The organism is Streptomyces sp. NPDC059850 (genome assembly GCF_042731515.1).
GTDB lineage: Bacteria > Actinomycetota > Actinomycetes > Streptomycetales > Streptomycetaceae > Streptomyces.
Genome location: NZ_JBHWJI010000046.1, coordinates 52274 through 70401, shown reverse-complemented (window position 1 = coordinate 70401; position 18128 = coordinate 52274). Strand labels below are relative to the sequence as shown.

The window sequence follows — 18128 nt, the reverse complement described above, 5'->3', positions numbered from 1 at the left end:
TTCGTGGAGCATGAGCTGCGCCTGGAGCGGGAGCGGTACTTGGCCATGGTCAGGTCCCGGTACATGTCCGTGCTGTCGACCTTCAGTGATGAGGAGCTCGACGCCGGGATCGAGGAGATCCGGGCCCGCCATCCGGAACCAGAGTTCGTCTTCGCCGACCGCTTCGCGTTCGTCCTCGGCGTCCGCGAGGACTCCACTGGTACCGTCGACTCCGGCGGAGGTGCCCGGTGACCGCTCCGGTGGACGAGCGACTGCGCCGGTTACGGCACGAGCTGGACGATCACTCCCGGGTCGCGGAGCATCTGGGGATCGATCTGGAGCGCCCGTTACGGTCGCTGGACGATGGCTATCCGGAGAACGCCATCGCTCTGGTCGGCAAGATCACCGAGAAACTGCTCAAGCAGCTGTGGCGCCACCATGAGGTGGTCGGCGCCCCGTCCGGCCGCATGCTCAGCGAGCTGATCAAAGGCTGCCGCCCGCACATCCGCAGCACCACGGTCCTCAACGCGCTCGCCGACATCCAGCGCCTGCGCAACCGCTCCACCCACGACGGCTACGAGATCGCCGAGGAAGACGGCCTGCTCGCCGTGCGCCGCCTGGTCGACGTACTGGCCTGGTTCACCAGCACCGCCAGCCCTGCCCTGACCGGGGACGATCCGCGGATGGCGCCCGAAGTCGCGCGCCGGGTGGAGTTCCTCGCGGGCCTCTACCTGACGCTGGGCTACCGGGTCTCCAAGCGGTTCGTCCTCTCCACCGAGACCGTCTACCAGCTGTTCTGCCGGGAATCCGGCGTACGCCTGGAGTACGTCGAACTCCTGCTGTCCAAGGACGCCGCCGAGCTGCGCAACGTGCTGGAGACCACCGGCGGCGAGCTGCTGAAGACGCGGCTGCCCAAGCTCACCCGGTTCGTTATCGTCGACGACGCGGTGGACCAGGTCCGCCCCCTGCTGGGGCAGGATTACCGGATCGTGGGCTACGAAGGCTTCATCGACACCATCGTCGACCTTCACACCCACCTGGCCTCCTGCGCGACTGCCGCGCCGCAGATGCCGAGCAAGCGTCTGCCATTGCCCGGCGCCCTGCTCACCAGCGACCCCCACACGGGCGAAAGCCGCATCAGTGAGGTGGAAGACGCCGAGCCGCTGTTGGCCCGGCTCATGCAGGAGTCCGCCAACGTGCTGGTCATCGGCAAGCCCGGAAGCGGCAAGAGCACCCTGCTGCGCGCCCTGGTCAACGACACCCCCGCTACGGCCCGACGTTTCCGCTTCTACTTCGACCTCGGCCTGATGCCCAAGGACGAGACCTTCGCCGAATACGTGGCCCGTATCCTGGCGCCTTGCATGCCGCGCGAACGCGCACGCGCCTTCGAACTGTTCCTGTATCTGATCCGCTCCGGCTCGGCGCTATGCGTCCTGGATGCCGTCGACGAGGCCGTCGACGAGCCCAGCCCCGAGGGGTTCCTGCGCTTGTTCGCGGACCTGGCCTCGGTGCTGTCGGCCGAGTCCTCCGTCGTGCTGAGCTCCCGGGTCTCCTTCCTCGCCGACTCCCCGCAGATCCGGCGGCTGCTCGACTGCTCCAGCGCGATATCCGAGCAACTGGTCGAGCAGATGTACGCCAACGGCGTGGACCCCCAGCGCGTTCCCCGCTTCAGCATGCTGCGCCTGACCGACGCACCCACCGACAGCGACCCCACCCCGGATGCCGGCGCTGCCGTTGCCGCCACGCCGCTGGCACGACGTCTCCAGACCTCCCTGGACATCGCGGGGACCCCAACGGTTGCCGAGCTGATCGGCGCCCACATCGACCACGTCCTCACCGACACCGGGCTGGCGCCCCTCGCCCCGGCCCTCGCCGATACCTGTGGTCGGGCCTTCCTGGAGGACCGCACGGTCTTCAGCCTGCTCGAACTCCACAACGCGCTCGGACCGCAAGCCTTCGACGGCGGCCGGATCACCTCCGGAGCCTTCCGCCTGAGCCCGCTATTCCGTCCCGCCGGTCCCGAGGCACTGGCTTTCATCCACTCCGCCTACCAGGAGCTGCTCGCCGCCCGCTACCTCAGCACCCCGGTCGGCCGCGCACAGGCGGCCGACCCGTCCGACGCCCCCTACCTGACCGAACAGGTCCGCGCCTTCCTCGCCGCACACTCCACCTTCCCCGCGCACCCCACTCCGACCGAGGACTGCGTGCTCCACCCCGGGGTTTACCTCGTCGGTCCCGCCGAACGGCTGCTGCTGCGCCGCGTCCGTCACCCGGTCCGGTTCGACCGCCACCCGGTCACCGTCGCCCGCTACCGCCCCTTCCTCCAAGCGCTGCGCCCCGACGGGACCTCACCGTGGGACCACCCCGACCAGCCGCCCGGTACCACCCACGCCGCTTGGACCGAGCGGTTGCGCGTCCCGGACTACTACGACGACCCCCGCTACGACGACCACCCGGCCATCTGCGTCAGCTGGTGGGCCGCGTACGCCTTCGCCGCCTTTGAAGGCAAGCGCCTTCCCACCTCCCTGGAATGGGAAGCCGCCGCCTGTGGCACCGACGGCCGCCTCTTCCCCTGGGGCGACACCGCCGACCTGCAAGCGGTGAACTGCGCCGACACCTGGGCCGGCCGTCCACTGGTCACCTATCAGGCGTGCAAGGAAGAATTCGACCGCGGCGGCCTGGGCCACGCCTGGGTGACCCCGGTCGACGCCCACCCCGCCAACCTTTCCCCCTATGGGATCGCCGACATGGCCGGCAACGTCTGGGAGTGGACCTCCACCAGCGTGGGCGCCCCAGACGAGGCCGTCATCTGCGGCGGCGCGTTCGACAACCCTCTGCGCGCCGTCCAGGCCAGTGCCAAGGGTCTGTACCGCCGCTCCCGGGCAAGCAACGCCGTCGGCTTCCGCTGCGTCACCGAACTGCCTCCCACCACCGGTGACGACGCGAAGGAGGACCAGCACTCATGACGGCAGACCGCCAGCAGACTCCCGCCGCAGGCGACGCTCCCCGGTTTGGCCGCGTCGTCGGTCGCCGCCCCCACGGCGGTGGCATCCACGGCCGCGCCAGCAGCTACATCGTCCAGGACGACGAAGACGGCCGCCACTACACCTTCGACTACACCCACATCGTCACTGAAGGATTCCGCACCCTGTACACCGGCGAACGCGTCCGCTTCCACATCGCCGCCAACGACACTTGGCGGGCCGAATTCGTCATCCGGCTCAACCAGCCCTCCCCGGAGGCGTTCTACGAGTGAGGCGCACGCGCACTGTCCCCACCGGCGTCCGCCAGACCATCGCCGTCGTCCTGCCCGCACGCCTGCCCGCCGACCCACCCTGGCCCCAAGGCCCCCTGCCCTTCACCCACGGCGTCCGGACCACCACCACCGACACACGCCGCACCTACTTCACCCCGGCTGCCGCCAGCGTCCTCTACGGCACCTCCGAACACCCCACACGCTGGCACCGGCAGGTCCGTCACACCCACGGCCCCGTCACCATCGACGGCGTAGAACTCCTGCGCACCCCCACCGACGATGACGCCGACCGCGCCCTTGCCGTCCTCCACCTGACCATCACCGGTCCGGAACTCCTCAGCACACTCCGCTCCCTCGCCCGCCGCCCCGGAACCACCCCCTCACCGGTCACCGACCCCATACTCACCGCCCTCTTGCAGGACCACGCCCACGCCAGGCCGAACACACGCCTCGAAGGCCACGCCACCGTCGAGCCCGACGCCCTTCCCTACACCGTCGCCCTGCTCACCCCCGACCGACGCGCCCTGCCTCGCCTCAACCGCGGCCGGGACCACCGCCACTGGCCCGCGACCCAGCAATGGCTCTGGGCACTGGCCTCCCGCACCGACACCGACGACTACCCACCCGACCCCGCCACCGTCCCTCACCTCACCGGCAATGCCCTGCGCATCTCAGCCGACTGGAGCGCCCTCGTGCTCCGTCAGGGCGCGGCCTTCATCGGTCACCGCCGCGACCACGGGCCCGACGACCCGTTCTACGGCTACGCCGAACTCCACATGCGCAGCATCTACCTCGACGCCCTCCTGTTCGGCATGATCCAGCGCACCCACATCGACCACCTCACCGAAGACCTCGCCCAGGTTTTCACCGGCCCCGGCGAAGCCAACCGCCTCGCCGGTCTCGAACGCCGGATCGCCCACTTCCGCAGCACCTACTGGCGCCAGCACCTCACCACCCACGGCACGGCGAACGACCTCCTCATCGCCTACCAGCACCAATACCGCCTGTCCGACCGCTTCACCGAAATCCTCGCCGAGGCCGCCGACCACAACCGGCTCATCCAGACCCAGGAAAACCAGCAGATCAGCGGCGCCCTCGGCATCCTCACCATCCTCGGCCTCCCTCTCGGCACCGCTATGGGCGCACTCCAAGTCCTCGGCGACCAGAACCCCTGGCACCTCCTCGCCGCGACCACCGGTGCACTTGGCGCCACCGCCGCACTCCTCACGACCCGCTACGGCCGCCTCGTCCTCACCGCCCTCCGCGGCCGCTCCCACGCCGGTCGAGACCGCTGACTCGCACATGGGCTGGACCGCGAAGTGGTCCGGATTGCAGCGTGTCGCGGCCAACCGCGTTGCGCGTGGATCGCTTCGCACGAGAGGATGTTCGATGCACATGAGACATCAGTGAAGCGACCACAGACCGCAACGAACAGACATCGACGGTGCGCGGGGCGTCCGGGGGAAGATGCATGAAGTTCGACATGGGAAGTGAGACTCTGTCGAGTCTCGGTAAGAGCACAGTGGGGTCGAGTGACGACCTGGGGGCTCTGGTTCGGCTGCTGATCGCTGCGGCGGAGCCGCTGGAAGGGAAGTTCAACGGCCGCGGCAAGGCGGCGTTCGACTCGTTCAAGCTACACGCTGATGAAATCACCAGCGAGCTGAATGGTTCACTGCAGTCGATCCTGGGCGGCCAGTCGGGCATGGACACCGCCTTCGCCACAGGTGACCAGGAGCAGGAGGACAACGCCCACCAGCAGATATCCAGTGCCAACTTCGAGGCGGCCCGGTTCTCCGGGCGATAGGGGGGATTCCCGATGGGGCAAAGCCAAGACCGCAACTCGTATGACATGGGCGCCTCGGGGGAGGTGCAGGGCAGCCTCCAGGGGATCATCGGCCACCTCGAGCGGGTCCTCGCCGACCGGGACCGTGCGGTGAAGACAGCCATGGCGGACTTCAAGGCTGACGGTGTCTCGGATGAGTACCACAGCAAGGAAGTCCGCTGGAACCGTGCCGCGGACGCGGTACGGGAGATCATCGGTCTGGTGCGTTCGACGCTGGAACAGAATGACAGCACGGCGCAGTCGACGCTCGCCAAGGCCAAAGCTGCTGTAGACAAGATCGGTTGATCGCGCCCCGCTGGGCGGCGTGAGCACGTGCTGGGGCGGTAACTGGGGGGGATTGGGCATGTCTGGGTGGGACATCACCCCATCCGGGGTCGAGTTCGTGACCTCGCTGGTGGGCGACGCGATAGACGACATCGACACAGGCGTGAAGTCGTACGGAAAGAACGTGGAGAGCGCTGCCACTGCGGCCGGAACCATCAGTGAGCCCTACTGCGGGGCCCCTCGGACCGGCCCGGTGGGAGCAGCTCTGGCGCTGTTCATCGAGAAGACCACGCGCGAGGCGCTGTTCATCGGGGCGCGGGCGGCCAAGTCGGTGAACGGGGCTCGCGAGGCCACCGCGCTCTATGTCGCGGGGCATCACTGCATGGCCGCTGACGCGCAGCACAAGGCCCTGGCAGCACCGAAGATCGACTTGCCGGGCGACGACAAACGGGGTGGCGGCCACAAGTGAAGATGATCGAACCGGCGAGCATCCCTGAGTTCACCGGCGATCTGAGGCAGCTGGAGGACGACATCTCCGGGCTGCGCGGTGACGCGATCTCCATCCGCGACGGTGGCATGGACGTGTACTCCCGCTTCCAGATGCTGGAGGCCTACTACAAGGCACCTGAGGCGGACCAGCTCCTCTCCTCCACATGGCCGGTGGCCACGAAAGCCGACGCCTTCGCGAGCGACCTGGAAACGGTGGCCGACGCGCTGGACACGTACGCCTCCGAGATCCGCCCGCTGGTCAAGCGCCTGGCGCGGCTCAAGGCGGATGCGTTCACGTTCGTCGACAGCGTCGATGGTGACGACGACTGGACCGAGGACGAGGACAAGGTCAACCGCCACCAGCAGCTCTGGGACGACGTGAACGCCGCGGTCGCCGCCTTCCAGGAGGCCGAGCGCAAGGCCTCCACGACGATCTCCGGGCTGGTGGGCGGCCCGAAGTTCGTAGCGGACGACGGCAGCCATACGCAGAACCGCAAGAAGGTGATGTACGGCTATGACCTCGACGCTCTCGACCAGGCCAAGGAGCTCCCCTGGGGCAGCCCCGTCAGCCAGACCTACGACGCCCTGGACTTCGGCCACCACTTCAAGAGCTTCGTCTGGGACGGCATCGTCGTCGACAACATCTGGGGCGGGCTCAAGGGCCTGAAGACGCTTTTCGGATTCAACAAGGAAGCCGGAGAGGCCTGGAGCCATCTCGGAGACATCGCGGGCGGTATCGGCCAGTACACCATGAAGCCCTACGACATGCTCATGGACTGGACCATCGGGGAGGACGAGGAAAGTCCCGAGGAGACCCGGCAGAAGCAGGCCGCCAAAGACTTCGGCAAGTCCCTGGTCGCCTGGGACATGTGGGACAAGAACCCCGCCCGCGCCTCAGGAACCATAGTCTTCAACGCCCTCACCCTCGGCGCCGCTCCGGCCGCCCGCGCCATCAAGGGCGGCAAGGTTGGCGCGGCAGCCCAAGGCGCAGCCAAGATCGGCGAATATCTCGACCCGCTCTCGGCAGCCTTCAAGGTAGGAGGCAAAGCCACCAACTCCCTGCCCAAGCTGTCCGACATAACAGCCAACATCCGCGCTCTCGACAACGCACCCGGCTCGCAGCGTCTCCACAGCCAGATCGAACTCTCGGATGGCTCCCGGGTCCGTATTGAGGACGGCGCGTTCATCCGCGTCGACGCCGAGGGCAACCCCATCCACGACACGCCACGTCAGGAGCCGCGGGCGGATCAGCATGAGGCCGCGCCCGCGCAACGGGAGCCAGTCGCAGTCGGAGGCCGTTCGCATGCCGAGGCTGTGCATTCCGGGCAAGCCCCGGGTGATGGAACGGCCCCTGCATCTGGCAAGGTGCCCGACGGGAATCGCCATGATTCTCCAGGCCCGTCCGTGAACCGCGACGTGCCACACAGCAGCGGCCAGACAGGTGACAGCCATCCTGGTCCCAGCGGAGACGGTGGTACCTCGGGGGGGCATGGCAGCGATTCGACGCCAGGCCACAGCGGAGAAGGAAGAGATACAGGAAGCACTCCACCAGGAGGTGAGCCGTCCGGCGCGTCACCTGCTGAACATGTGAATGACCCGCCGCCCGAAATGACAGCAGCGCAGAAGGCAGCGCACTGGGGGCATCTGGAAGAAGTGGAGAAGCGAAGCAACGACGACTTCGACCATCTTCAACGGGATCCGGACAAGAATGGAGGGATCTCCGAGCCTTCGAAGGACGAAGCGAGAGTCGGTCTGGATCTACGCGAACAGGGGCGTCTTCCGGAAGACATTCGCCGCCCTTCCGAAGCTGACCGTGGGGAATTCTACTCGCCTAGCACCGGGAAGTACTACGACATCAAGGGTGTCCATTCCGACTGGCCTCCCTTCAACAACGTGCGCGACAAGTCCCAGCCCTTCCGAGGGGCATACAACCCAGCCAATAACGGCAAATGGGTCAAGAAGCTGTCGGAGCAGATCGCCGAGAAACATCGCACCGTTATCATTGATGTACGAAATGCAAATCAAGCGGCAATAGACGACGTTAAGTCCATTGTCCAGAAGAACGGCTGGGAAGAAAATGTCATCTGGTACCCGTAAGGGCTGGGCTCCAGGCCAGCTCCCTGGCGCTCCAGAAGCAGCGCAACGCCTGCTGGAGTGGCTACAGGAGGAGGAAGGCGGACTTGACGTCGTCGGGCTCGACTTGAGTGGCGCCGACCTGTCGCGAGGCGACTTCTCTGAGTCCTGGTTCACCGACTCCAGGTTGGTCAACGTAAAGCTGATCGGAGCCGACCTCTACCGCTCGGATGCACAGGGCGCAGACTTCACCGGGGCAGACCTCACTCGAGCATCCCTCGTACGGGTGAATTTTGACGACGCAGTTCTGCGGGGAGCCACTCTCGACGGGGCAGACCTCGTCAAGGCGTCTCTGTGTGATGTCGATGCCACAGGAGCAAGCTTTCGTGGTACGCAGTTCATGGGAGCGTCGCTACTCGACGTGGACCTCCGGGACGCAGACTTGACGGACGCAGTACTGCGAGAGAATTCCTTTAAGGTGGCAATGAACCATGCGACCAACCTTCAGGGAGTGTCTGGCTCAGTTTTTGGCCCCGTGAAGCTCTCCGAGCAAGACTCCGTTCGCGAGCTGGGCGGCGCCGCCTTGGAAGAATGGGTAAGGAAGAAGGGTGGCAACGTCCAGGTTATCACTGGAACTTGACCCCATGGCCGCGCGGTCGACGCTTGCTAGCGCCAAGGTTGCTGGTAGACAATATCGGTTGATCCGCCCCCGCCGGGTGCCGTGAGCACGTACTGGGGCGGTTACTGGGGAGATTGGGTATGCCTGGGTGGGACATCGCTCCGTCTGGGGTCGAGTTCGTGACCCCGCTGGTGGGCGACGCGATAGATGACATAGACACAGGCATGAGGTCGCACGGAAAGAACATGGAGAGCGGAGCCACTTCGACCAACACCATCAGCGAACCCTGCTGCGGGGCCGATCAACCCGGCCCGGTCGGATCTCGGCATGGCAACCCAGGTCCCGATGACGAGGGCTATGCGCACGAGCTCGGCGAGGAGCTGGCCAAAACTGTCTTGAGGCTGGAGCGGTCGCCGCGCTGGTTCGGAGGCGCGCTCGACAAGGCCGTACTCCATGTCCAGGCGCGTCTGACTGTGGACCCCAGCGCGTCTGAAATCGAGACCTGGGAAGCCGTGGTCTCGGCGATGCAGGTGGGTTGTGCGGTCTTCGCATCAGCGAGCGGACCCGAGGGCACCGTGCAGTGTCGCATCAACCATGAGATGCGGACCCTGCCCGCCACCGGGCCTCAGTCCTATGCCGACGCAGGCAATTGGCTGACAGCATTGTGGTTCTCCATCGTTTGTCGTGACCAGAAGCGCATGACCCAGCTCTGCGAGCTTCCGCTCGACTTCTTGCGTGCTTCGGGAGCGGAGTACGACGAGTACATCTACCACTGGGTAGACAGCCTGCAGTCCTACTGGCTGGAGCGGCCGGGCTTGGTCGACAAGTTGGTAGCCGCGATCGAGACGTCTGACCCGAGCATGGCGCGGATCGCCACACGAGAGCAGCTCAACAAGATTCTCTACCAGCCCATCAACCTCTTCCGCTGTTTCCTGCGCAAGGACCATGCCGCGTTCAACGGCGCGCTGCAGGAGGCACTGGAGCTGCACAAGTCGTACTGGACTGCCAACGAGGAGCGAGAGGACAGCCCCGCCGGATATCTGGCCCTCGGCCCGCTCGCCATCGCCTGCCTCGCCTACGATGCCGGGTTCCCCATTGAGGTTGAATCGGACTACCTGCCCAAGCATCTGCTCCAGCGCGACTGGCTGGGCGAATTCCCGACCTGACGCACGCACCCCCCCCCGTAAGAGGTAGTGAACGACCATGGCAGCGCAGGACTACGACAGCCAATTGCTGGAATCGGTGTCGGTGCGGCGCCGGCGTATGCGGGATGCCTTGTTGCTCGGAACGCAGCGGCAGCGGCGGTCGGTGGACGAGCGGCTGGGGAAGGTCGTTGCCGGGATGGTGATTGCTGGGGTGTTGTGTGCCGGGTGCGTGGGCTGGTCGTTCATTTCGCACCGGCTCGTCGGGCAGAGTCCGTATGGGCCTTCGGCACCGTCGACCGCGCCATCCGTGGGGACTTCGGCTCGATGATAGGTTCGAACGCGTGGTAGCAGCGGGGACGATAAGCGGTACGGGGCTAAGTCGGGTCACTCTCGTCGGTGAGCGGCGACGCATCGATCTTGTGCTTCCCTCCCAGGAACCGATCGGTCGGCTGCTGCCGGAAATTCTGCGGTTGCTGGGCGATGAGGTCGCAGCGCGGCCTTCGTCTCGGCATCTTGTCACCGCCAGTCGCTCGGCGTTGGCTCAGGACAGCACGCTGCAGTCGGCCGGGGTGCCGGACGGTGCAGTGTTGCGGCTGGTGCGTGTCGAGGACGCGCCGCCGGCGCCGGTGGTGCATGACGTCAGCGATGAGGTGGCGGAAGATCTTGACCTGCGCGCGTGGCGCTGGCGCCCGGCGGCGCGCCGGATGTCGGCGGGGGTCGCCCTGCTCATGTGGGTGCTGGCCGCCGGGTTGGTGGCTCGGGCAGAGTTCGCGCCCTCTTCTGTCATGTCCGTCTTGTTGCTCGCGGCACTGGTGCTGGCCGGAGCGGGGGCGTTGGCCGGGCGTGCGGGGCATCGTGGGGTGGCTACCGCGTTGATCGTCGCGGCGGGTGCGCTCGGTGTCCTGGGTGCATGGACGCTGGCCGACGCGCAGGAGTGGCCGGGTGCAGCGCGGCTCGGTGCGACGGCAGGTGCCATGGCGCTGGCGCTGTTGCTTCTGGGGTGGTTTTCGCCGTTGGGGCGTGGCGGGTTGGTCGGGGCCGGGGCGGTCGCGGTCATGACCCTCGGCTGGGAAGCCGCCTTGGCGTTGCAGGGTGGCGGTGCGACGGCTGTGGAGCAGGCCCGCGTGGGAGCGGTTCTCGCGGTGGTATCGGTTGTGGTGCTGAGTGTGGTGCCGCGGTTGGCGATGATGGCGTCGGGGTTGTCCGCGTTGGACGATCGGCGCTCGGGTGGAACGTCGGTGAGCCGCCAGGACGTGGCTGTGGCGTTGACGGCCACGCATCGCGGGTTGACGTTGGCCACGCTCGTCCTGGCCGTCTCGGCGGGCGCGAGCGGGGTCCTCGCGCTGCGTTCCACCACGGTGTGGACGGTTCTGCTGGTCGTGGTCGTAACCGCCGTGGTGTTGCTTCGCGCCCGGGCGTTCCCGCTGACCGTCGAGGTCGTGGGCGTGCTCCTGGCGGGCACGGTTATGGCTTTGCGGTTGATCACGGTGTGGCTGGAGCAGTCCTCGGCCTTCGGGCCGCTGGCGGTGCTCGTCGCGTTCGCGGGCATCTCGCTCGGTGTGCTGGCGGTGCAGCCAGCCGAGCATGTTCGGGTGCGTCTGCGGCGCATGGGTGATGTGGCCGAGTCGGCTGGGGTGTGCGCGTTGCTGCCGCTGTTGATCGGTGTGTTCGGGGTCTACGGACGCCTGTTGGACACCTTCGCGTAGGGGTGGGCGGCATGTCTCAAGGAGACTGGCAGCACGACGCGTTGCGGGAGCTGAGCCAGAGCGGACCTGCGGCGGAGCCGTCCACGCCGACATCGCCCCCGGAGCAGCCCGAACCGCCCGAGGATCCACCGCCGGGCTCCTCCCGGATGGGTGCCCCGGTTCCAGCTTCCGGACCGCAGGCGGCCGGCTCCCGGGATCCGAGGCTGCCCATCCAGACGCCGGAGTCCGTGCCGACCGTCGACCCGCGGTTGGCGGGCACGCTGGGACGGCCCCTGCACGGGGATTCGATGGCACGGCGGGCCCGCCGCTCCGTGCGCATGCTGGGAAGCTCGGTGACGCGGGAAGTCGCTGAGGGGACCCGGCTGGCGCAGGAGGTGCAGCAGCCGGTGACCACCGGCCGGGTGATCGCGGTTACGTCCATACGTGGCGGGGTGGGGAAGTCCACGGTGACGGCTCTACTCAGCCGGATCTTCAATCACTACCGGCGGGATCCGGTGCTCGCGTTGGAGGCGGACGCGGCTCTCGGTACGTTGCCGGTGCGGCTCGGTGCGGAGTCCGTGCGCTGGTCGTGCTCGGACCTGGCGCAGATCCTTTCCCCGTCGATGCAGCTGACGGATGTCATCGGCTATCTGGTGCCGGTGGCTGACGGCGGCTGGCTGTTGCCCGCGAGCCAGGGGCATGTGGGGCCACCATTGGACGTCCGTACGTACCGCACGGTGACGCTGGCGCTGCGCCGGTACTTCGCGGTGACGGTGGTGGACTGCGAGACGTTGCCGGGTGAGGTGGCGCGTACGGCGATGGACACCGCGCACGCCCGTGTGGTCGCCGCTCCGATGACCGCCGAGGGTGTCAACGGCACCCGTGTCGTCCTGGACTGGCTTGCCCAGTTGCCTCACGCGGCCCTGGCCAGCACGGTGGTGGCGCTCACCGCCAGCTCCCCCGACACCACACTCGATGTGCGGGGGGCGAGCGCGTACCTGCGGGAGACGGGAGCGGCCGTCGTATCCATTCCGTACGACCGTCATCTCGGCGGAGGAGGCCCCATTCTGAACGCCATGCTGGGACGGGAGACGCGGGAGGCCGCCACCACGCTGGCCGCCGAAGCGATGCGGCGCGCGGTACAGGTGCGGTGAGGACGAAATGACCCAGCGTGTGATTCACCGGCCCGCCCGTAGTATCCGGCCGCTTCCTCCCGCCTCCCCGCGCACGGTGGAGCCACCGCCGAACCTGCCCGAGGGCAAGATCGGCAATGCGGCCACCGCCCTGCTGCCGATGGCGGGCGTCATGAGCTCAGTCGTGATGATGACCATCATCCGCAACAGCCAGTTCGCCGTGGTCGGTGCCATCGTCCTCGTCTTCGCCCTGCTGGGGGCCATTGCCCTCTTCTGGTCGCAGCGCGGCAAGGCGCAGCGCACGCGCCGCGCGCAGCGGGAGCGGTATCTGGAGTACCTGGAGGAGTTGCGCGAGGAGTTCGGGCGGCTGGAGCGGGAACGCCGTCAGGCCGCGCGGATCCTGAACCCGCCGCCGGAGGCTCTGTACGACATCGTTCGGGATCCGGCGCGGCTGTGGGAACGCCGCCGGCTGGACGGGGATTTCCTTCGGGTGAGGATGGGCGTCGGCGAGGTGCCGGTGCAGGAGCTGACGGTGGGGCAGCACTCGGGCAGTGTGCTGACCCCGCCGGACCCGTTCATGCTGAACGAGGCCCACGCGCTCCTGGGCCGCTTCGCCACCGCCACGGACTTTCCGCTCACGGTGCCGCTGGACCGGGTGGGCGATGTGTCGATTGTTGGCGATCGTGACGGTGTACTGCGCGTCGCCAGAGCACTGCTACTCCAGGCTGCCGTGGCCCACGCGCCGGACGACCTCGCCGTGGGGCTCGCGTTCCCCGCGGAGCGGGAGGAGGACTGGTCATGGGGCAAGTGGCTGCCTCACGTGCTGGATACGGACGAGGGTGACGGGCCGGTGGTCGCCCGCCGGATCGCGCCTGACCTGCCGCAGTTGGCGAAGCTGCTGCCCGCGGATTTGCGGCGCCGTGCCTCGTACGCCGCCGAGGTACGCCGTGGTCTGTCCGACCGGAACGCACTGCAGCTCACCGACCGGCTCCTCGTGATCAGCGACGCGTACGGGGAGGTGGCCTGTGAGCTGCCCCGCCCGGATGAGGCCGTCGCCCTGCGCGAGATGGGCGTCACCGTGCTGCACCTGCTTGAGCAGCAAGTCCACGAGCCGGACCAGGTGAGTGTGCGCATCATCGTCGACGGTGAGCGGATCGAGGTCGAGGACCTGCGCACATCGGTACCTACACGCTCCACGGGCACCGTGGACGACGTCTCCCTCCCGGGTGCGGAAGGTCTGGCGCGCGAGCTCGCCCCGCTGAGGCTGTCGGCCGCGTCCGCGCCGGAGGGCGCCCCCGTGTCCGGGCCGGTGGACTTCCCCGAACTTCTCGGCATCGACGACCCTGCCGCACTGGACCTGAAGCGGCTGTGGGCCCCGCGGGGCGAGCGGGCCTTCCTCCGCGTGCCGATCGGGCTCAGCGACCGCCACGAGCCCGTGCTTCTCGATGTGAAGGAGTCCTCGGAGCTGGGGATGGGGCCGCACGGGCTGTGCGTGGGGGCCACCGGCTCCGGCAAGAGCGAGCTGCTGCGCACCCTCGTACTCGCCCTCGTCTCCACCCACCCGCCCGAGGACCTGGCGCTGGTGCTGGTCGACTACAAGGGCGGCGCGACCTTCGCCCCGTTCGACGATCTGCCGCACGTCGCCGGTGTGATCACCAATCTGGAGAACCAGGCCGGGCTGGTTGAGCGAGTGCACGCAAGCCTGGCCGGAGAGGTCAAGCGCCGCCAGCAGGTACTGAAGGACGCCGGGAACGTCGCCGACATCGGCCACTACGCGGCGCTGCGCGCGACACAGCGGCCGGAGTTGGAGCCGCTGCCACATCTGTTCGTGGTCATCGACGAATTCGGTGAACTGCTCACCGCCAAGCCCGACTTCATCGACCTTTTTCTGTCGATCGGCCGCATCGGTCGGTCGATCGGAGTGCACCTGCTGCTGTCCAGCCAGCGCATCGAGGGCGGCAAGCTGAAGGGCCTGGACACCTATCTGTCCTACCGCCTGGGCCTGCGCACCTTCTCGGCCGACGAGAGCCGTACGGTTCTGGACACCACCGACGCCTTCCACCTTCCGCCGCTCCCGGGCTTCGGTTACCTCAAGGTCGACACCTCGACCTACGAGCGCTTCAAAGCGGGCTACGTCTCCGGCGGCTACCGTGGCCCATCCCGACACGAGCCCAAGGACGACGAGCCGCTCGCCCTGCCGTACCCGGCCTTCAACACCCAACAAGCCCCCGAGGCCGCGGCCGCTCCCGGGCCGGAGAGCACGAAGCGGGACACCGGGCCCACTGTGCTGTCGGTGATGGTCGACCAGTTGCGCGGAGTCGCGGAGCCGGTGCGCCGCATCTGGCTGCCGCCGCTGCCGGATGCCCTCACGCTCGACGCCGCGGCCGGGCCGGTCCAGGCATCGGAACGCGGACTGCATCTTGCCGGACGCACGGACGCCATGCGCGTACCGCTCGGTGTCCTCGACGACCCGGCCAGGCAGTGGCAGGACCAGTGGCTGCTCGACCTGACCGTCGCCGGCGGACACGCGGCGATCATCGGCGGCCCGCAGTCCGGAAAGACCACCCTGCTGCGCGCTCTCGCCCTGTCCCTCTCCCTGACCCACACCCCGCGCGAGGTCGCCGTTTACGGACTGGACCTGGCCGGCGGCGGGCTCAGCGCCTTCTCCGACCTGCCGCACGTCGGCGGCATCGCTGGGCGTGCCGACCACGAGCGCGCCACCCGCGCCGTCGCCGAAGTCCGCGCCATGCTGAACGAGCGCGAACAGCTCTTTCGCGACCACGGCATCGACTCCGTCGACCAACTCCGGTCCCTGCGCGCCCAGGGCCGACTGTCCGGGCTCTCCTCCACCGACATCGTGCTGCTCATCGACGGCTTCGGCGCACTGCGCGACGAGTTCGCCGACCTCGAGGACGCCGTCATCGACCTGCTCAAGCGCGGCAGCGGCTACGGCATCCACGTGGTAGCCGGGATGCTGCGCTGGAACGACGTACGCATCGCCACCCAGTCGATGTTCGGCACCCGCATCGAACTGCGGCTGAACGACCCAGCCGACTCCAGCATCGACCGCAAGCTCTCCGAAACCCTCAGCCCCGACACCCCGGGCCGAGTCCTGACCGACGCCAAACTCTTCGCCCAAGTCGCCCTGCCCCGCATCGACACCCGCCCGGAAACCGGCGACCTCGGGGCCGCCCTCGAAGAGGCCGCGCGCACGGTCCGCGCCACCTGGCACGGCGAGCTCGCCGCCCCCGTACGCGTCCTGCCCACCCGCCTGCCCTCCGCGAAGCTCCCCTCGCCCGCCATCGAGCCGTCACGGATCCCCATCGGCCTCGACCAGGACGCCCTCGCCCCCGTCAACCTGGACCTCTTCGCACACGACCAGCACCTGCTGATCCTCGGCGACAACGAATGCGGCAAGACCAACCTCCTGCGACTCATCGCCCAGCAGCTCACCGACCGCTACTCGGACGACGAACTCGTCTTCGCCGTCTTCGACCCCCGCCGCGGCCTGCGCGGAGTCATCCCCGAGCCCTACCGCGGCGGCTACGCCCACAACGCCAAGCTCTCCACCGCCCTCACCACAGGCATCGCCAAGGAACTCGACAAGCGCCTCCCCGACGAGACCGTCGACCACGACGCACTCGCTGACGAGCCCACCTTCAGCGGGCCGCGCATCGTCATCCTCGTCGACGACTACGACATCCTCACCACCGCGGGGCAACAGCCCCTGGCCGGCTTCCTGCCCTACGTCCCCTCCGCCCAGGACATCGGGCTGCACTTCGTCATCGCCCGCCGCACCGCCGGAGCCTCCCGGGCCCTGTACGAACCGCTGCTGACCACCCTGCGCGAGACCGGGACCGCCGCCCTCGTCATGACCGGCGACCGCACCGAGGGCCAGCTCTTCCCCGGCCTCTACGCCTCGGCCCAGCCACCCGGCCGCGGCACCCTCGTACGCCGCGGCCACCCCCACCAGCTCATCCAGACCGCCCTCGCCCCCGAGACCACGCCGGACAGCGCCCCGTGACCAAGGACGTCATCGCCCTCACCCCGACTATGCCCGACGTACGCACCCTGCTGGCCGGGCTCTACGCAGGCGGCCCTGACGTGCGCGTACGAACCGCCGCCGACGGCGCCGTGGTCCAGCTCTGCGCTCCGGACGGAAACACGCTCGTCTCCATCGAGGCCCCGGTCCTCATCCACACCCCCGGCGAACCAGCCCGCCTCCTCGGCACCACAGCCCCAGACACCCCCGTCTGGTGGACCGAAGCACGCGCCACCACCGCCGTACCCGAGGCCGGACAGCTCGCCGGCTCCTTCGCCGGACGCCTCGCCACCGTGCTCAACGGCACCACCTGGCCACCGGAAGCGGCGACTACCGACGTCATACCCCTCACCACCGACGGCCCAGCGACCCCGGCGAACACCCACCCCGCCATCGACGTCCACACCGACACGACAGCGGTCGTCCTCCAGGACCGCCCTGTCATCGCCATGACCAGCTGGCTCTCCGACGCCCTGCGCACCGCCATCACCACCGACCGCGCCCTCCACATCGTCACCCCCAACACCGCACGCCTCACCCTCCCCACCCGCAACGCCCTGGGCGGGCACCCCCACCGCTGGGTCATCCAAGACCCACAGGACGGCTACTACGACGGCCTCTCCGGCGCCGTACTGCGCTGGCAAAACGGCACCTTCGCCCCCGCCCGCACCTCATCCGGCACCACGCCCGTCGCCAAAGCCTTCACCAACACCGCAGACACCGGCGACCGCCAACTCATCCTCGCCATCCGCACCCGCTACCCCGCAGACGAACAACTCGTCCTCGGCCGCGCCCTCGAAACCACCTGGCATCACCTCACCGGCGCCCCGCCCGCCGGATGGAGCACCGCCGAACCCGTCAACCTGCCCTGGTCCACCCGCCAGCTGACCGACCTAGCCCGCCAGCGCGCACCTCAACCCACCTGGCTGATCGCCGTCGGTCACCCCGACCGCCCCGCACTCGCCGCCATCCGCATCTCGCGCACCCCCGCCGGAGTCGAGGAGGACATCACCCTCGCCCTCGGCTACGGCGAACACGAGCCCCCGCCGCTGGACACGATCCCCCAGCTCGCCGAGACCCTCGCCACCGAGCACGCCCTGACCTCGATGCTCACCTCACTGGGCCACGGCCCGCGCGACCTCACCATCGCCCCACACATCGCGACACCCCCCAATCCCGTCGCCCTCACCCTGGGCCCCGACACCGTCCACGAAATCGGAACCCACCACGCCCAGCACCCACCCCTCAACCTCACCCCCGCCCGCCTCGGCCTCACCTCCCGCCCTGCTCTGCACTACGCCCTCGGCGACGGCACCATCGACCAGACCTGGACCACCCTCAAACGCCTCACCCAGCACCTGCGCACGGGAACCTGACCCAACAGAAAAGCGAGAACTACGGCACGCTCGCCAGTGAGCGGTGACACAAACCGGAGGACTGCACTGGCGGGCCATTCCTGCTCGGAGGCAGCTGCGAGACGGCGTCGGCAGAGGTCGGCCAGCAGGTCGAGGCCGTCACCCAGCTCGACGAGACAGTCGAAGGCGGGTCCCAGCTCGTTGTGCTCCAGGTCCTTGAACATCGTTGAGAGATCGATGGTCGA

Annotated in this window: 15 protein-coding genes; all 15 read left to right on the top strand. The window is 68.2% G+C overall.

Annotated features, from left to right (window positions below):
- The first annotated feature begins 3 nt into the window (after nucleotides 1-3).
- The 15 genes from ACFV9T_RS30605 (at nucleotide 4) to ACFV9T_RS30535 (ending at nucleotide 17904) form a co-directional block, all read left to right on the top strand.
- Nucleotides 4-231, top strand: a complete 228-nt coding sequence (locus tag ACFV9T_RS30605) for a hypothetical protein (RefSeq protein ID WP_385445684.1) — start codon at nucleotides 4-6, stop codon at nucleotides 229-231.
- Nucleotides 228-2945, top strand: coding sequence for an SUMF1/EgtB/PvdO family nonheme iron enzyme (locus ACFV9T_RS30600; RefSeq protein WP_385445683.1), 2718 nt, complete (start codon nucleotides 228-230; stop codon nucleotides 2943-2945). Before ACFV9T_RS30605 ends, ACFV9T_RS30600 begins: the two co-directional genes overlap by 4 nt.
- Complete coding sequence (locus ACFV9T_RS30595) at nucleotides 2942-3235, top strand: hypothetical protein (protein WP_385445682.1); 294 nt, start codon at nucleotides 2942-2944, stop codon at nucleotides 3233-3235. The genes ACFV9T_RS30600 and ACFV9T_RS30595 overlap by 4 nt, the downstream gene beginning before the upstream one ends.
- Nucleotides 3232-4530 (top strand): hypothetical protein, encoded by a 1299-nt coding sequence (locus tag ACFV9T_RS30590; protein ID WP_385445681.1) that lies wholly within the window; start codon nucleotides 3232-3234, stop codon nucleotides 4528-4530. Before ACFV9T_RS30595 ends, ACFV9T_RS30590 begins: the two co-directional genes overlap by 4 nt.
- A gap of 176 nt (nucleotides 4531-4706) precedes the next feature.
- Nucleotides 4707-5039, top strand: a complete 333-nt coding sequence (locus tag ACFV9T_RS30585) for a hypothetical protein (RefSeq protein ID WP_385445680.1) — start codon at nucleotides 4707-4709, stop codon at nucleotides 5037-5039.
- 12 nt (nucleotides 5040-5051) lie between these two features.
- Complete coding sequence (locus ACFV9T_RS30580) at nucleotides 5052-5363, top strand: pore-forming ESAT-6 family protein (RefSeq protein WP_385445679.1); 312 nt, start codon at nucleotides 5052-5054, stop codon at nucleotides 5361-5363.
- A 58-nt stretch (nucleotides 5364-5421) separates the two neighbouring features.
- Nucleotides 5422-5811 carry a DUF6507 family protein gene (locus tag ACFV9T_RS30575; RefSeq protein ID WP_385445678.1) on the top strand — a complete coding sequence of 130 codons (390 nt, stop codon included), beginning with the start codon at nucleotides 5422-5424 and terminating at the stop codon, nucleotides 5809-5811.
- Nucleotides 5808-7928 (top strand): hypothetical protein, encoded by a 2121-nt coding sequence (locus tag ACFV9T_RS30570; protein WP_385445677.1) that lies wholly within the window; start codon nucleotides 5808-5810, stop codon nucleotides 7926-7928. Before ACFV9T_RS30575 ends, ACFV9T_RS30570 begins: the two co-directional genes overlap by 4 nt.
- Nucleotides 7909-8544: a pentapeptide repeat-containing protein gene (locus tag ACFV9T_RS30565; protein WP_385445676.1), complete on the top strand. Its 636-nt coding sequence runs from the start codon at nucleotides 7909-7911 to the stop codon at nucleotides 8542-8544. The genes ACFV9T_RS30570 and ACFV9T_RS30565 overlap by 20 nt, the downstream gene beginning before the upstream one ends.
- A gap of 119 nt (nucleotides 8545-8663) precedes the next feature.
- Complete coding sequence (locus tag ACFV9T_RS30560) at nucleotides 8664-9689, top strand: Imm49 family immunity protein (RefSeq protein ID WP_385445675.1); 1026 nt, start codon at nucleotides 8664-8666, stop codon at nucleotides 9687-9689.
- A gap of 37 nt (nucleotides 9690-9726) precedes the next feature.
- The gene (locus ACFV9T_RS30555; RefSeq protein ID WP_385445674.1) at nucleotides 9727-9996 is read left to right on the top strand and encodes a hypothetical protein; all 270 of its coding nucleotides are present in this window, start codon (nucleotides 9727-9729) and stop codon (nucleotides 9994-9996) included.
- A gap of 13 nt (nucleotides 9997-10009) precedes the next feature.
- On the top strand, nucleotides 10010-11374 hold the full coding sequence (gene eccD / locus ACFV9T_RS30550) for a type VII secretion integral membrane protein EccD (protein ID WP_385445673.1): 1365 nt from the start codon (nucleotides 10010-10012) through the stop codon (nucleotides 11372-11374).
- Between the two features lie 11 nt (nucleotides 11375-11385).
- Nucleotides 11386-12507, top strand: a complete 1122-nt coding sequence (locus tag ACFV9T_RS30545) for a hypothetical protein (RefSeq protein ID WP_385445672.1) — start codon at nucleotides 11386-11388, stop codon at nucleotides 12505-12507.
- A 7-nt stretch (nucleotides 12508-12514) separates the two neighbouring features.
- Nucleotides 12515-16510, top strand: a complete 3996-nt coding sequence (gene eccCb / locus ACFV9T_RS30540; RefSeq protein WP_385445671.1) for a type VII secretion protein EccCb — start codon at nucleotides 12515-12517, stop codon at nucleotides 16508-16510.
- Nucleotides 16507-17904: a DUF6177 family protein gene (locus tag ACFV9T_RS30535; RefSeq protein ID WP_385445670.1), complete on the top strand. Its 1398-nt coding sequence runs from the start codon at nucleotides 16507-16509 to the stop codon at nucleotides 17902-17904. Before eccCb ends, ACFV9T_RS30535 begins: the two co-directional genes overlap by 4 nt.
- Nucleotides 17905-18128 lie beyond the last annotated feature (224 nt).

What these genes read in the sequence shown, in the direction of transcription:
- ACFV9T_RS30595 (WP_385445682.1), top strand. Translation starts at nt 2,942, where the DNA reads ATGACGGCAGACCGCCAGCAGACTCCCGCCGCAGGCGACGCTCCCCGG.
- ACFV9T_RS30545 (WP_385445672.1), top strand. Translation starts at nt 11,386, where the DNA reads ATGTCTCAAGGAGACTGGCAGCACGACGCGTTGCGGGAGCTGAGCCAG.
- ACFV9T_RS30580 (WP_385445679.1), top strand. Translation starts at nt 5,052, where the DNA reads ATGGGGCAAAGCCAAGACCGCAACTCGTATGACATGGGCGCCTCGGGG.
- eccCb (WP_385445671.1), top strand. Translation starts at nt 12,515, where the DNA reads ATGACCCAGCGTGTGATTCACCGGCCCGCCCGTAGTATCCGGCCGCTT.
- ACFV9T_RS30565 (WP_385445676.1), top strand. Translation starts at nt 7,909, where the DNA reads ATGTCATCTGGTACCCGTAAGGGCTGGGCTCCAGGCCAGCTCCCTGGC.
- ACFV9T_RS30575 (WP_385445678.1), top strand. Translation starts at nt 5,422, where the DNA reads ATGTCTGGGTGGGACATCACCCCATCCGGGGTCGAGTTCGTGACCTCG.
- ACFV9T_RS30555 (WP_385445674.1), top strand. Translation starts at nt 9,727, where the DNA reads ATGGCAGCGCAGGACTACGACAGCCAATTGCTGGAATCGGTGTCGGTG.
- ACFV9T_RS30585 (WP_385445680.1), top strand. Translation starts at nt 4,707, where the DNA reads ATGAAGTTCGACATGGGAAGTGAGACTCTGTCGAGTCTCGGTAAGAGC.
- ACFV9T_RS30560 (WP_385445675.1), top strand. Translation starts at nt 8,664, where the DNA reads ATGCCTGGGTGGGACATCGCTCCGTCTGGGGTCGAGTTCGTGACCCCG.